This is a genomic window from Oerskovia douganii (genome assembly GCF_015142735.1).
GTDB classification, from domain to species: domain Bacteria; phylum Actinomycetota; class Actinomycetes; order Actinomycetales; family Cellulomonadaceae; genus Oerskovia; species Oerskovia douganii.
The window spans coordinates 1-15,321 of sequence record NZ_JACSPN010000003.1; the positions used below are offsets into that span (position 1 = coordinate 1).

Sequence of the window (15,321 nt, forward strand, 5' to 3'; positions counted from 1 at the left end):
GACTACTACCGGGGAGAGGTGACCGGGCCCGTGCCCGAGCAGATCGACTGGGTGCGCGAGCACCGGCCCGACGACCCGACCCTCCCGCCCGTCGAGGACCCCGCGACCGCGCGGCGCCCCGAGGTCCGCAAGGTGGTCCGGTGACCGTCAGCGGGGGAGAGACCGTCCTGTTCTGGGTCCTCGCCCCCCTCATGGTCCTGGCCGCGCTCGGCCTGCTGTTCGCCCGCAAGGCCGTGCACGCAGCGGTTTGCGTCGTGTTCGTCATGATCAGCCTCGCGATCCTCTACATCGCGCAGGAGGCGGCGTTCCTGGGCGTCGTGCAGATCGTGGTCTACACGGGCGCCGTGATGATGCTGTTCCTGTTCGTGCTCATGCTCGTGGGCGTCGACGCCTCGGACTCGCTCGTCGAGACCATCCGCGGCCAGCGCATCATCGGGTGGCTGCTGGGCCTGGGCCTCGTCTCGGTGCTCGTCGGGGTGATCGCGCAGTCGACGTTCCCGCCCTCGGTGGGACTGACCGCGGCCAACGCCGAGAGCAACCCCGTCGCGCTCGCCCGCATCCTGTTCGCCGACTACGTGTTCGCGCTCGAGGTCGTCGGCATCCTGCTCGTGACCGCAGCCATCGCGGCCCTGGTCCTGACGCACCGCCGCCGGCTGGTCCCGCGCGTGGGGCAGCGGCAGATCTCCGACGCCAAGGTCGCCGCGCTCGCCGAGGGCGGCCTCCTCACGCCCCTCCCGGCGCCGGGCGTCTACGCGCAGAACAACGCCATGGACACCCCCGCGCTCGACCCGCAGGGGCGGCCCATCGAGCACTCGGTCTCGCGCATCCTGCGCATCCGGGGCCAGGAGCGGTCCGCGGGCCGCATCCTCGCCACGGAGCGGGCCGTGCTCCTCGAGCACGAGCCCGAGCTGACGAGCAGGCGGTTCCCCGAGCTCTCGGCGCCCACCGACGAGGAGGTCGCCGCGGACCTCTCGGGGCAGGCCACGACACCCGCGCCCGAGCAGGGAGCGTTCCCGACCGACACGACCGCCCGCTCGACCGGACCGGACAGGTCGGTCGGCGCCGCGGAGTCGGCAGGTCCCGCCGGACCGACGACCGAGCACGGGAAGGAGAGCTGACATGGAGCTGACCAACTACCTGGTCCTCGCCGCGATCCTCTTCGCGATCGGCGCCACGACCGTGCTGCTGCGACGCAACGCGATCATCGTCTTCATGGGCATCGAGCTCATGCTCAACGCCACGAACCTGACGTTCGTGACGTTCGCCCGCATGCACGGCGACCTGCACGGCCAGGTCATCGCCTTCTTCGTGATGGTGGTGGCCGCGGCCGAGGTCGTCGTGGGTCTCGCGATCATCGTGGCCATCTTCCGTACCCGCCGCTCGGCCTCGGTCGACGACGTCAACCTGCTGAAGAACTGAGAGGGCAGGCATGCCAACGGTGACTCTGCTTCCTGCCCTCGCGCACGTCGGTGAGCTCGGCGCGCTGCTGCCGGCGACACTGCCGGCCGCGCTGTCGGCACAGGAGGTCGTCCCTGCCACGACCGTCGTTCCCGGGCCGTTCCTGCTGGCCCCGCTGCTGATCCTGCTGCCCCTGCTGGGGGCCGCGGTCCTGCTCCTCGTGGGGCGGCGCAGCGACCGCTGGGGCGCGTGGTTCGGGGTGCTCATGTCCGCGGCGTCGTTCGTGGTCGCGCTCGTCGTGTTCCTCTCGATGCTGAGCCTGCCGCCGGACGAGCGGGTGGTCGACCACCGGCTCTTCGACTGGATCGCGGCCGGCGGGCTCGACGTGGGCGTGGGCCTGCGGCTCGACCCGCTGTCCGTGACGTTCGTGCTGCTGGTGACGTTCGTCGGCACGCTCATCCACGTGTACGCGGTCGCGTACATGGAGCACGACAAGGACAGGCGGCGGTTCTTCGCGTACCTGAACCTGTTCGTCGCGGCCATGCTGGTCCTGGTCCTCGCGGACTCGTACCTGGTGCTCTTCGTCGGCTGGGAGGGCGTGGGCCTGGCGTCCTACCTGCTCATCGGGTTCTGGAACCACGAGCGGGAGAACGCGGTGGCCGCCAAGAAGGCGTTCATCATGAACCGCGTGGGCGACCTCGGGCTGATCGTGGCGCTCATGCTCATGTTCGCGGGCTTCGGCGCGGTCGACTTCGCGACGGTCTTCGCCGACGCGCCGGAGGCGGGCACCGCCCTGCTGACCGCGATCGGTCTGGCGCTCCTGGTCGCCGCGTGCGGCAAGTCGGCGCAGTTCCCGCTCCAGGCGTGGCTCGGTGACGCCATGGCCGGCCCCACGCCCGTCTCGGCCCTGATCCACGCGGCCACGATGGTCACCGCGGGCGTCTACCTGGTGGTCCGCTCGGCGCCCATCTACGAGGGGGCCCCGACGGCGCAGCTCGTCGTGGTCGTCGTCGGTGCGGTCACGCTCCTGTTCGGGGCGATCATCGGCTGCGCCAAGGACGACATCAAGAAGGCGCTGGCGGCCTCGACCATGTCGCAGATCGGCTACATGATCCTCGCGGCGGGCCTGGGGCCGATCGGGTACGCGTTCGCGATCTTCCACCTCGTGACGCACGGCTTCTTCAAGGCCGGGATGTTCCTCGGGGCGGGCTCGGTCATGCACGGCATGAACGACGGGGTCGACATGCGGCGCTTCGGTGCGCTGTCGCGGTACATGAAGGTCACGTGGATCACGTTCGGCCTCGGCTGGCTCGCGATCCTGGGCATCCCGCCGTTCTCCGGGTTCTGGTCGAAGGACAAGATCATCGAGGCGGCGTTCGTGCCGATCGACGGGCAGGAGTGGCGCGCTTGGGTCTTCGGCGGCGTCGCGCTGCTGGGGGCAGGGATCACGGCGTTCTACATGTCGCGCCTGTTCTTCATGACCTTCCACGGGCACAAGCGCTGGAACGACGGGTCAGGGAGCCCCACGGGGCCGCTCTCGACCGACGGACCCGTGCAGCACCCGCACGAGTCCCCCCTGCTCATGACGGCCCCCATGGTCGTCCTCGCGGTCGGGTCGGTGGCCCTCGGTGGCCTCCTGGCGTTCGGCAACGGGTTCGTCGACTGGCTCTCGCCCGTCACGGGGCACGTCGAGCACGCCGACCCGGTGCTCCCGGTGTGGGCCCTCGTCACGCTGACCCTGGTGCTCGTCCTGCTGGGCGTGCTGCTGGCCTGGCGCCAGTTCGCGGTCTCCCGCGTGCCGATCGTCCCGCCGCGCGGCTCGGTCCTCACGCGGGCAGCACGCAAGGACCTGTACCAGGACCAGGTCAACGAGGCCGTGTTCATGCGGCCCGGGCAGTACCTCACGCGGTCCCTCGTCTACGGGGACCGGCAGATGGTCGACGGCGGCTGGATGGGTCTGGCCGGTCTCGTCGGAGCGACGGGGGAGAAGTTGCGCGGCATGCAGAACGGATTCGTCAGGTCGTACGCGGCGACGATGCTCGCCGGTCTGATCGTGATCGTCGCGGTGGTCCTCGCCGTGACCACCGGAACAGGGAGCTGAGGGAACGATGACCACCGAGATTCCCTGGCTGACGCTCCTGATCGCCCTGCCGCTCGTCGGTGCGGCGGCCGTCTGGGGCCTGGGCGCGACGTCCGCGCGCAAGCACCTGCGGACCGTGGCCGTGGTGTTCGGGCTCGCCGAGCTGGTGCTGCTGGGCCTGGCGATCAGCGCGTTCGACACGTCCGACGCGGGCACGGTCCAGCTGACCGAGACGCACGCCTGGATCCCGCAGCTCGGCGTGAGCTACGCGGTGGGGGCCGACGGCGTCGCGCTCCTGCTGGTCGGGCTGTCCGTCCTGCTGGTCCCGCTCGTGATCCTGGCCGCGTGGCGCGAGCAGGACGGCGACCTCGCCAAGCTCCGCCACTACCTGGGGCTCGTGCTGCTCCTGGAGGCGTTCATGGTCGCGGTCTTCGTGGCCCGCGACGTGTTCTTCTTCTACGTGCTCTTCGAGGCCATGCTGATCCCGGTCTACTTCATGATCGGCGGCTTCGGGGGTGGCGCCCAGCGGCGGTACGCGGCCGTGAAGTTCCTGCTCTTCTCGCTCGCGGGCGGGCTCGTCATGCTCGTCGCCGTGATCGCGCTGTACCTCAACGGTCCGGGGGGCGAGCAGGGCTTCCTGACCCAGAACCTGGTGGACCACTTCGCGGCGAACCCGCTGCCGGTCAGCGTGGAGCGCCTGCTGTTCCTGGGCTTCTTCCTGGCCTTCGCGATCAAGGCGCCCCTCTTCCCCGTCCACACCTGGTTGCCCGACGCCGCCGAGCACGCCCCTGCGGGCACCTCGACGCTGCTCGTGGGCGTCCTGGACAAGGTGGGGACGTTCGGGATGCTGACGCTGTGCCTGCCGCTGTTCCCGCACGCGAGCCAGTGGGCGGCGCCCGTCGTCGTGGTGCTCGCGGTGGTGTCGATCCTCTACGGCGCGCTCATGGCGATCGGCCAGAGCGACATCATGCGGCTCATCGCGTACACGTCGGTGTCGCACTTCGGGTTCATCGTCCTCGGGATCTTCTCGTTCACGTCGCTGAGCGTGTCCGGGGCGTCGTTCTACATGTTCAACCACGGGATCTCGACGGGTGCGTTGTTCCTGCTCGCCGGGTTCCTGGTCGCGCGGCACCCGACGCGCTCGCGCCGGCTCGCGGACTACGGCGGGCTCCAGCGGGTCACGCCGGTCCTCGCGGGGACGTTCCTCGTGGCGGGTCTCTCGGCCCTGTCGCTGCCCGGGCTCTCGACCTTCGTGTCCGAGATCATGGTGCTCGTCGGGACGTTCTCCCGGAGCCACCCGGCCGCTCTCGTGGCCGTCCTCGGCGTGGTCCTCGCGGCCCTGTACGTCCTGCTGACCTACCAGAAGGTCTTCACGGGCAAGGCCCCGCACGACCTCGTGGGTACCCCGGACCTCGGGGCGCGCGAGAAGTGGGTCGTCGCGCCGCTGATCGTCGCTCTGCTGGCCCTGGGCTTCTACCCGGCTCCCGCGCTGGACCTCGTGCGCGAGCCCGCGCAGGCGACCATGACGGCCGTGGGGCTCGAGGACCCGGCCACCACCCCCGATCTCCTCAGCGTTGAAGGGAGCGACTCGTGACCCCCGCAGCCGCCTTCGTGGCCCCCACGATCGAGTGGGCCTACCTGGTCCCGGTGATCGTCGTCCTGGTCGCCGGCGTGGTCGGCGTGCTCGTCGAGGCCTTCGTGCCGGACCGGGCGCGCCGGGCGGTGCAGCTCGTGCTGGCGCTCGGCGCCCTGGCCGGGGCGCTCACGTCGATCGTCCTGCTGTGGCCCGACGTGCTCGAGCGCAACGGCGTGCGGGTCCTGGGCGGTGCGCTCGTCGTCGACCCGTTCGGCCTCGCGGTGCAGGGCATCGTGGTGGTCCTCGCGCTCCTCGCGACGCTCGTGGTCGCGGACCGCACCTCGACCAAGCAGGACGCGTTCGCCCCCACGGGGGCCGCCGTGCCCGGCTCGGCGTACGAGGACCTGGCCCGGCGCCGCGGCCTGGAGCAGACCGAGGTCTACCCGCTCGTGCTCTTCGCGGTCGGCGGCATGATGATCTTCCCGGCGACGGGCGACCTGCTCACGATGTTCGTCGCGCTCGAGGTGCTCTCGCTCCCGCTGTACGTGCTCACGGCGCTCGCGCGCCGCCGTCGGCTCCTGTCGCAGGAGGCCTCGTTCAAGTACTTCCTGCTGGGGGCGTTCGCGTCCGCGATCTTCATCTTCGGGGTCGCGCTCGTCTACGGCTTCGCGGGCTCGGTGCAGCTCGCGGAGGTCCGCGGCGCGCTGCTGGGGGGCACGGGCCTCGACGGCATGACGAGCCTCGTGCTGCTCGGCCTCGTGATGGTGCTCACCGGGCTGCTGTTCAAGGTGGGGGCGGCGCCCTTCCACTCGTGGACCCCTGACGTCTACCAGGGGGCCCCCACGCCCATCACGGGCTTCATGGCGGCCTGCACCAAGGCGGCGGCCTTCGGGGCGCTCCTGAGGGTGCTGTACGTCGTCGGGCAGGCCCTGCCGCCCGACCTCCAGGAGAAGCTCGTGGTCGCGCTGTGGGTCGTCGCGATCCTGACGATGGTCGTCGGGACCGTGATCGGCGTCGTCCAGACGGACATGAAGCGCCTGCTCGCGTACTCCTCGATCGCGCACGCGGGCTTCCTGATCGTGGCCCTCGTCGGCTTCGGCGAGCTGAGCGGGTTCGGCGTCCGGGCGCTGCTGTTCTACCTGCTCGCGTACGGCCTGGCGACGATCGGCGCGTTCGCGGTCGTGACGCTCGTGCGGGAGCGCGCACCGCAGCCGGTCGTGGTCCCCGCGGAGGCGGACCTCGCCACGGTGGGCGCCGGGGCAGGCGCGGGGACCTCCGGCACGGCGGCGTCCGCCGGGTCGGACGTGCCCGACGCCGGAGCGGTCCTCGGCGAGGCCACGCACCTCAGCGAGTGGGCCGGGCTCGGCAGGCGCAGCCCGTGGCTCGCGGGGGCGTTCGCGCTCTTCCTCCTCTCGATGGCCGGGATCCCGCTCACGGCCGGCTTCATCGCGAAGTTCACCGCGTTCCAGTCGGCGGTCGCGGTGGGGGCCTGGCCGCTGGCGCTGATCGGCGTGCTGGCCTCGGCCGTCGCGGTCTTCTTCTACGTGCGCATCATCGTGCTGATGTTCTTCACGCCCACGCCCACGCCCACGCCCACGCCGCAGGCTGCGGGCGGCCCGGGGACGGCGCCCGACGGTGCGTCGTCGACGGGTGGCGGGACGAGCCCGGTCGCGGCGCTCACGAGCCGGGTCACGGTCGTGAGGTCGGAGGGATTCACCACGGTCGCCATCGCGATCTGTGTGATCGGCGTCATCCTTCTCGGCGTTTTGCCCTCCTCGGTTCTCGATCTTGCCTTCGAGGCGGCTAAGTTCAGACCGTGACCACTGTGCCACCCGTCTCCACGACGGCGATCCCCCTGACCGATCCGGAGCTCGCCGCGACGCTCACCGCACGCCTCACGACTGTCGAGGCGAGGTTGAGCGACGCCGTCGCGCAGTCCGACGGGCTCGCGGACTCCGCGTCCCGCCACCTCGTGAACGCCGGCGGCAAGCGCCTGCGTCCTCTCCTCGCACTGCTGTGCGCGGAGCTGGGCGACGGCGACCGGCCCGAGGTGGTGGAGGCGGCGGTCGTCGTCGAGCTCACCCACCTGGCCTCGCTCTACCACGACGACGTCATGGACTCGGCGCCCGTGCGGCGCGGGGCTCCGTCGGCGCACGCCGTGTGGGGCAACTCCGTCGCGATCCTCATCGGCGACCTGCTGTTCGCCCGCGCGGCGTCGACGGTCGCCGCGCTGGGACCGGAGGCCGTGCTCATCCAGGCGCGGACCTTCGAGCGGCTGTGCCTGGGCCAGCTCCACGAGACGACGGGCCCCTCGGGGTCCGACGACCCCGTCGAGCACTACCTGGGCGTCCTCGCGGACAAGACCGCGTCGCTGCTCGCGACGTCGGCCCGCCTCGGCGCCATGTTCGGCGGCTGCGACGCGTCGGTGGTCGAGGTCGTCGCGGAGTACGGCGAGAAGCTGGGCGTCGCGTTCCAGCTCGCCGACGACGTGCTCGACCTCGCGTCCTCGGGGGCCGAGTCCGGCAAGACGCCGGGCACGGACCTGCGGGAGAAGGTGCCGACCATGCCGGCCCTGCTGCTGCGCGCCCGGGTCGCGGCGGGAACGGGCACCGCGGCCGACGCGGAGCTCGTCGACCTGCTCGACTCCGACCTGTCGGGGGACGAGGAGCTCGCGTCCGCGGTCTCGGCGCTCCGCGCGCACCAGGTCCTGGGCGAGACCCGGGCGCTCGCCGTCGGGTGGGCGCAGGCGGCGATCGCCGAGCTCGAGCCCCTCCCGGCAGGACCGGTCAAGGAGGCGCTCGTCTCGTTCGCCCAGGCGCTGGCGGACCGCGCGGCCTGAGCCTGCTCCACGCGCTGCGGGGCGGTGCCGGGCCCGCGGGCTCCGGCGCCGCCCCGCTCTCGTCAGCGGCCTGGGGTCCGACCGGCCGCCCTGTCGGGCAGGTGTGACCAGGGCCCCGAGCCTCGACGGGTCGTCCGGGCTCGTCCGCCCGGCGTCTCGCCCCGTGGACCCCTCCCCGGTTCGCCCCCGGCTCTCCGGACGCACACTGCACCGCTGCGGCCTGCGGGGACGCCCGCCGACACTACTGTCAGTAACACCATGGGGAGGTCTCCCCATCTGGTGGATGACAAGGCTGTGCTCACCTGCCGCTATCCTTCTACCCGCTACGGGAGAGGGGCCCGCTCAGGTCGGGCCCGGGACGCCGGTGGCACCACCCGCATCCACGGAGGATCAGTGACCTTCCTTTCCCGGCTCCACGGCAAGCGGCGTGCGATCGCATCGGTGAGCACCGTGTCGATCTTCTCGACCGCACTGGTGGCGTTCGCGATCACGTACGACGGCCAGGCGACCGCCGACGTCGAGCTCAACGACTCCGGCGTGTGGGTCACGCGGACCTCGGGCGGCGTGCTGGGACGGTTCAACTCGGAGTCCCAGGCGCTCGACGGGTCGCTGCTCGCGGGATCTGCCTCGTTCGACGTCCGACAGAGCGCGGGACGGGTCCTCCTCGTCGACGACGGTTCGGGATCGGCCAGCCCGGTCGACGTGGCACGGCTCAAGCTGGACGGCTCCGTGCGCCCGCCCGTGGGAGCGACGGTCGCGATGGGCGGCTCGACCGTCGCGATCCTCGACGGCGAGGAAGGCCTCCTGTGGGTCATGCCGTTCTCGAGCGCGCAGGGCTTCGACCCCGAGTCCACGGAACCCACCGCGGAGGTCGGTGACGACGGCGCGCTCCAGGTGGCTCAGGACGGGACGACGTACGTCGCAGTCCCCACGACCGGCAGGCTGACCAAGGTCGCCACCTCGGCGGGCGGCGAGGTCCAGGGGGTCACGACCACGGACCTGCCGATCGACGACGGCGACGACGTCGAGATCACGACGGTCGGTGCCGACGTGGTCGTGCTCGACCGGACGGCGTCCCGCCTCGTCCTGCCGGGAGGCAAGAGCGTGCCGCTCGCCGACGGGTCTGCCGCGCGGCTCCAGCAGCCCGGCGCGGCGACGGCCGACGTCGCCGTCGCGACGTCCTCGGGACTCGTCCTCCAACCCCTGGGCGGCGGCGACGCGGTGACCCGTGCGGCGTCCGGGACGCCGTCGCCGCCCGTGCAGCTGGGTGGGTGCACGTACGGCGCGTGGTCGCAGACCGGCCAGGTGATCCGCGACTGCGAGGGGACCGACAACGACGTCGACCGCCGCCTCGACGGGGTGGACCCGCAGAACCGGCTCGAGTACCGGGTCAACCGCAAGGCCATCGTCCTCAACGACCTGTCGGCAGGGACGCTGTGGATGGCTGCGGACGAGTACGAGAAGGTCGACGACTGGGAGCTCGTCCTGCCCGAGCAGTCGGAGGGCGAGGAGTCGGACGCCGAGCTCACGACGCCCGAGCAGGTCGACCAGTTCGTCCTCGACCGCACCCAGCCCAACCAGCCCCCGCAGCCTCAGGACGACGTGTTCGGGATGCGTCCCGGTCGGACCACGCTCCTGCCCGTGCTCGGGAACGACGTGGACCCCGACGGGGACGTCATGACGGCGACGCTGGCCGGCAGGGGGCCGGGCAACGCCGAGGTCCAGTCCGTCCTCGGTGGTGCGGCCCTCCAGGCCGTGGTGCCTGCCGACGCGGTGAAGGGCCGGTCGTCGTTCCGGTACTCGGTGAGCGACGGTCGAGGCGGCACGGCGGAGGCCGGCGTGCAGCTGCAGGTCTCGCCCTGGGGCGAGAACGCCGCGCCCGTGCAGACCGGAGAGCCGGTCCTCGTCGTCGAGCAGGGCAGGTCGGCCCAGATCAAGGTGCTCCCGTACTTCCGTGACCCGGACGGGGACGACCTCTACCTCGCGGCGGCCTCGGCCACGTCGGCCGGGGACGACGTGCGGACCCGCCCCGACGGGACGGTCGAGTTCCGGGACGGCGGCACGTCGACGGGCCGCAAGACCGTCAAGGTCATGGTGGCCGACGGGCAGGGCGAGATCTACGAGGGCGTCCTCCACGTCGACGTGTCCGGTGCGGGCCAGCTGCCCCCGGTCGCGGTCGCGGACCACGTCGTGGTGCCCGCGGGGCAGCCGGTCACCGTCGAGCCGCTGCACAACGACTACGACGCCAACGGCGACGAGCTGCGACTGACCACGGTCGCCGAGTCCGCCCCCGCCCAGATCACGCCGAACTACGACGCGGGCACGTTCCAGTTCTTCTCCAACGAGCCGCGTTCGTACGACCTGACGTACCAGGTCTCGGACGGTCCGAACGCCACGACAGGCCTGGTCCGCGTCGACGTCCTGCCGGCCTCGGCCGCCGAGGGCGCGCCGATCGTGGTCTCCGACACGGCACTGCTCCCCTCGGGAGGCAGCGCGCTCGTCGACGTGCTGGCCAACGACACGGACCCTGCGGGTGGTGTCCTCGTCGTCCAGTCGGTCACGGTGCCCGACGACGCCGGCGTCTCCGTCGCGGTGCTCGCCCACCAGATGCTCCGTATCACCGAGATCCGTCGCCTCGACGCCCCCGTGACCATCGAGTACAAGGTCTCGAACGGCACCCAGACCACGGTCGGACAGGTCCGGGTCATCCCGGTCCCCGCCCCGGTCAAGCTGCAGCCGCCGAACGCCGCGCCCGACGAGGCGACCGTCCGGGTCGGCGACGTGGTGACGATCCCCGTCCTGAGGAACGACACGCACCCCGACGGGCTCGAGCTGTTCCTCCAGGACGAGTTCGAGCAGGGCATCGACCCGGAGCAGGGCGAGCTCTTCGTCTCGGAGGGGAACGTCCGGCCCAAGGCCGGCTCGAAGCCCGGGACGGCCTACGCGATCTACCGTGTCCGGGACAAGAACGGCCAGGAGGACTCGGCGCAGGTCACGATCCACATCCGTGACGGCGAGGAGAACTCCGCGCCCCGCCCCCTGCCCGTCGAGATGCGGGTCCTGACCGGTGCGAGCGTCCGTACGGCCGTGCCGCTCGACGGGATCGACCCGGACGGCGACTCGGTCCAGCTCACCGGGATCGCGTCGTCGCCGTCCAAGGGCACCGCGACGGTCGAGGACGGGTACATCGTCTACACGGCCTCGGACCGGGCGACCGGCGCGGACTCGTTCTCGTACTCGGTGCAGGACGCGCGCGGCGAGATCGCCACGGGCGCGGTGAGGGTCGGGATCTCCCGCCCCCCGGCGAAGAACCAGCCGCCCGTCGCGATGGACGACACGGTCACCGTGCGTCCCGCACGCACGGTCTCGGTCGCGGCGCTCGCGAACGACACCGACCCCGACGGCGACCAGATCGCCCTGCGGCCCGCAGGGCTGGAGGCGGACGACTCGTTCGAGGCGGAGGTCGTCGGCGACCGCGTGGTCCTCACGAGCCCCGCAGAGGCGGGCACGTCCTCGTTCTACTACGGGATCGAGGACGCACCGGGAGCCCGGGCAGCGGCCTCGATCACCGTGAAGGTCGACCAGGAGGCGCCCCTGCTCTCGCCCGTCGCCCGTGACGACTCGGTGCAGGTGGGGTCGATCCTCGGCAGGACGAGCGTCGACGTCCCGGTCCTGGACAACGACGACGACCCCGACGGCGCCGCGACCGAGCTCACCGTGACGACCGACGCGCCGGGCGTGCGCGTCGGCGCGGACGGTGTCCTCTCGATCGCTCTCACGCAGGAGCGCCAGGTCATCACGTACACCGTGACGGACGTCGACGGTCTGACCTCCAAGGCCTTCGTCAAGGTCCCGGGCCTGACCGAGCAGGTCCCTCAGCTCCGGCCGGGGATCGCGCCGCTGGAGGTGTACGCCGGGGAGTCGTTGCAGGTGGACATCACCGACTACGTCCTGGTCCTCGAGGGGCGTACCCCGCGGCTGACGGACGAGTCGAAGGTCTCGGCGCTCGAGGGCACGGTCGCCGTGACCGACGCCACGAACGTGACCTACACGCCCCGCGTCGACTACGCGGGCTCCGCGGCCCTGTCGTTCGAGGTGACCGACGGCTCCGGACCCGAGGACCCGGACGGGCACGAGGCGCTGCTGACGTTGCCGATCGTGGTCCGGGCCCCCAAGAACCTCCCTCCTGTGCTGTCAGCGGCCGCCGTCGACGTCGCGGCGGGCGACGAGGGCGCCGTCGACCTCGCGCGCTTCGTCGAGGACCCCGACGGCGACCCGGTGACCTTCAAGGTGTCGGGCGGCGTGCCGGCCGGGATCTCGGTCGCGATCAGTGGGACCACGGCGACCGTGCAGGCGACCCCGGAGGTACCCAAGGGTTCCGTCCTTCCCGTCCCGATCACCGCGACCGACGGCGAGCACCCGCCGGTCGAGGGGGTGCTCACGGTCACGGTCGTGGCATCGACCCGTCCGCTGGCCAAGGCCAACGAGGACACCGTCGACAAGGCCCACCAGGGGAAGGCGGTCGAGGTCGACGTGCTCGCGAACGACTCGAACCCGTTCCCGGAGACGCCGCTCGAGGTCGTGAGCAGCTCGGTCGAGACTGGCTCGGGGACCGCGACGGTCTCGGGGGCCCGGGTGGTGGCGACGCCCGACGAGTCGTTCGTGGGCGTCATGGTCGTGCGTTACCGGGTCCAGGACGCGACGGGAGACCCCGACCGTCAGGTCGAGGGCCGCATCCAGGTCACGGTCCAGGGTCGGCCCGACACCCCGAGCGTCCCGCAGGTGGAGGAGGTGCGGTCGAAGACCGTCGTGCTGTCGTGGGCTCCTCCGGTCAACAACGGTGCGGACATCACGGGATACACGGTCCGCTCGGCCGACGGGTACGAGAAGGCGTGCGCGACCACGACCTGCACGCTCGACGGTCTGACGAACAACGTCACCTACAACTTCTCGGTCACCGCGACCAACGAGGTCGGGGACTCGGACCCGTCGCCGCCGTCGGCCGACGCTCGCCCCGACGAGAAGCCCGACCCCCCGGCACCGCCGACGCTCGCGTTCGGCGACCAGTCGTTGGCCATCACGTGGGTCAACGCGACGTACACGGACCGCTCCGCGATCGAGAGCGTCAACCTCGAGATCTCCCCCGCCCCGCCGGGCGGAGCAGTCCAGAAGACGGACGTCACGGGAACCCAGTACGTGTGGACCGGACTGAAGAACGGCGTGGACTACAAGGTCCGGGTGCAGGCGGTCAACCTGGCGCCGGACCCGTCGGAGTTCGGCGGCTGGTCGGACGGCATGGTGCCTGCGGGCAAGCCTGCTGCGCCGTCGGCACCCCGCGCGCAGCGCTCGGCGGACTCCGCGATCAACGGTGGCGTCATCGACGTCACGTGGGGCGCGCTCTCGGCCGAGCAGTGGAACGGTGACGACACCGGGACCTACTGGGTCCAGCGGTTCAAGGGTGGAGCCGCCGACGGCTCGGCCCTCAAGGTCGCCGGCACGAGCCACCGGGCGACCGGTCTGGACAACGCGGCGTCGTACACGTTCACGATCACCGGGGAGAACAAGGCCGGCGTCGGTGAAGCCAGCGCGGCCTCGAACGCCCAGACGCCGTTCGCCCGGCCCGAGGCGCCCACGGACGTCCGCGCCACGGACGCCCAGGGCGTGCCCCAGGTCGCGTGGAACCCGCCCGACGACAACGGCAGCCCTGTCACCAGCTACACGGTCACGGCGAGCGGTGGCGGTGGTTCGAAGACCGTGACCGGCACCTCGGTCGCGTTCACGGGTCTCAACGCCGGGTCGTCGTACTCGTTCACGGTCACGGCGACCAACGAGGGCGGGACCTCCGACGCCAGCGCGTCGTCGGGCGAGGTGCCCGTCTACGAGGCACCGACGGCTCCGACCGTCTCGTGGTCGAGGGACGGGTCGGGCACCGACGGGTACTTCGCGGTCGGTGACCCCGGCAGCTGGCAGGGCAACGTCGGGCACGTGGAGTGGCAGCTCAGCGGCTCCGAGTCGGGGAGCGGGACCTCCGCAGGACGGGTCGACGTCGGTGGGGGCATCCGCAAGAGCTATACGGTGCAGGCTCGGGCCTGCAACGCCGCCGGCTGCTCCGGATGGGTCTCGGCCTCGGGAGCGACGTACAACCCGCAGGCGACCGTCAGCAAGGGCGAGTACGTCAGCAACAACCGGTGCAACGACGGCACGTGCTACAAGTTCGTCGTCACCACGCAGGAGTTCGTCGACACGGGCAACCAGACCTACGTGTGCAACAGCGACTCGCCGGGGAACGGGAGCTTCTCCACGGGCACGGTCAGCTTCCCCACCAGCGGCAGCGTCCAGCTGTACTGCTACCTCGGGTCGGGCAACAGAGGGTATTCCGCGTGGGTCACGATCAACGGGCAGAGCTATCAATCCAACGCCGTGCGTTGGTAGGACTGAGGACTAGGACACATGACCACCATGACCCCCGAGCAGGCCGCCTGGTTCGCTCAGACCTTCGAACGACTCGTGAGCAACGTGGGCCAGGCCGTGCTCGGCAAGGCCGGCGTGGTGCGCCTCGTGCTCACCTGCATGCTCTCCGAAGGACACATCCTGCTCGAGGACGCGCCCGGCACGGGCAAGACGTCGTTGGCCCGGGCGCTCGCCGCGAGCGTGCAGGGCACGCAGAACCGCATCCAGTTCACGCCGGACCTGCTGCCCTCCGACGTGACGGGGGTGACGATCTACGACCAGAAGACGGCGAAGTTCGAGTTCCACCAGGGGCCGATCTTCGCGTCGATCGTCCTTGCTGACGAGATCAACCGCGCCTCGCCCAAGACCCAGTCCGCGCTCCTCGAGGTCATGGAGGAGGGGCAGATCACGGTCGACGGCGTGACGCACCCGGTCGGCCGCCCGTTCATGGTCATCGCGACCCAGAACCCGATCGAGCAGGCCGGCACGTACCGGTTGCCCGAGGCCCAGCTCGACCGCTTCCTCATGAAGACCTCGCTGGGCTATCCGGACCACGCCGCGACCGTCGAGATCCTTCAGGGAGCCTCGGTGCGCGACCGCAGCTCGACCCTGCAGGCCCTCATCACGACCCAGGCCGTCGCGGAGATGGCCGACCTCGCGGCGAGCGTCCATGTCGACGGTGCCGTGCTCGAGTACGTCTCCCGGCTCGCCGAGGAGACGCGCAACGCGGCCGAGAGCCGGGTCGGCGTCTCGGTCCGTGGTGCGCTGGCCCTGGTGCGGTGCGCCAAGGTGTGGGCCGCAGCGCACGGCCGCAACTACGTGCTCCCGGACGACGTCAAGGAGCTCGCTCAGCCCGCGTGGGCGCACCGACTGGTCCTCGACCCCGAGGCCGAGTTCGCGGGAGCGACCGCCGAGGGCGTCCTCGCGCGCGTCCTCGCGGACGTCGCCGCACCGCAGGAACGCCGGTCGGCCTGACGC

8 protein-coding genes are annotated in these 15,321 nt (G+C 71.5%); all 8 read left to right on the top strand.

Annotated features, from left to right (window positions below; all coding sequences use genetic code 11):
• Positions 1 to 140 precede the first annotated feature (140 nt).
• Positions 141 to 1,118 (top strand): NADH-quinone oxidoreductase subunit J, encoded by a 978-nt coding sequence (locus H9623_RS03015; RefSeq protein ID WP_193718623.1) that lies wholly within the window; start codon positions 141 to 143, stop codon positions 1,116 to 1,118.
• 1 nt (position 1,119) lies between these two features.
• Positions 1,120 to 1,419 carry an NADH-quinone oxidoreductase subunit NuoK gene (gene nuoK / locus H9623_RS03020; RefSeq protein ID WP_138825647.1) on the top strand — a complete coding sequence of 100 codons (300 nt, stop codon included), beginning with the start codon at positions 1,120 to 1,122 and terminating at the stop codon, positions 1,417 to 1,419.
• A 10-nt stretch (positions 1,420 to 1,429) separates the two neighbouring features.
• Positions 1,430 to 3,499, top strand: coding sequence for an NADH-quinone oxidoreductase subunit L (gene nuoL / locus H9623_RS03025; protein ID WP_193718624.1), 2,070 nt, complete (start codon positions 1,430 to 1,432; stop codon positions 3,497 to 3,499).
• A 7-nt stretch (positions 3,500 to 3,506) separates the two neighbouring features.
• Positions 3,507 to 5,072: an NADH-quinone oxidoreductase subunit M gene (locus H9623_RS03030; RefSeq protein ID WP_193718625.1), complete on the top strand. Its 1,566-nt coding sequence runs from the start codon at positions 3,507 to 3,509 to the stop codon at positions 5,070 to 5,072.
• The gene (nuoN, locus tag H9623_RS03035) at positions 5,069 to 6,874 is read left to right on the top strand and encodes an NADH-quinone oxidoreductase subunit NuoN (RefSeq protein ID WP_193718626.1); all 1,806 of its coding nucleotides are present in this window, start codon (positions 5,069 to 5,071) and stop codon (positions 6,872 to 6,874) included. The genes H9623_RS03030 and nuoN overlap by 4 nt, the downstream gene beginning before the upstream one ends.
• Positions 6,871 to 7,893, top strand: coding sequence for a polyprenyl synthetase family protein (locus H9623_RS03040; protein WP_321575258.1), 1,023 nt, complete (start codon positions 6,871 to 6,873; stop codon positions 7,891 to 7,893). Before nuoN ends, H9623_RS03040 begins: the two co-directional genes overlap by 4 nt.
• A 393-nt stretch (positions 7,894 to 8,286) precedes the next feature.
• A complete protein-coding gene (locus tag H9623_RS03045; protein ID WP_321575259.1) occupies positions 8,287 to 14,325 on the top strand; it encodes an Ig-like domain-containing protein in 6,039 nt (2,012 codons plus the stop codon).
• An 18-nt stretch (positions 14,326 to 14,343) separates the two neighbouring features.
• Positions 14,344 to 15,318, top strand: a complete 975-nt coding sequence (locus H9623_RS03050) for an AAA family ATPase (RefSeq protein WP_193718628.1) — start codon at positions 14,344 to 14,346, stop codon at positions 15,316 to 15,318.
• The last annotated feature ends 3 nt before the right edge of the window (positions 15,319 to 15,321 follow it).

Coding starts and splice junctions, on each gene's coding strand:
- nuoK (WP_138825647.1), top strand. CDS start 1,120: ATGGAGCTGACCAACTACCTGGTCCTCGCCGCGATCCTCTTCGCGATC.
- nuoL (WP_193718624.1), top strand. CDS start 1,430: ATGCCAACGGTGACTCTGCTTCCTGCCCTCGCGCACGTCGGTGAGCTC.
- H9623_RS03030 (WP_193718625.1), top strand. CDS start 3,507: ATGACCACCGAGATTCCCTGGCTGACGCTCCTGATCGCCCTGCCGCTC.
- H9623_RS03050 (WP_193718628.1), top strand. CDS start 14,344: ATGACCACCATGACCCCCGAGCAGGCCGCCTGGTTCGCTCAGACCTTC.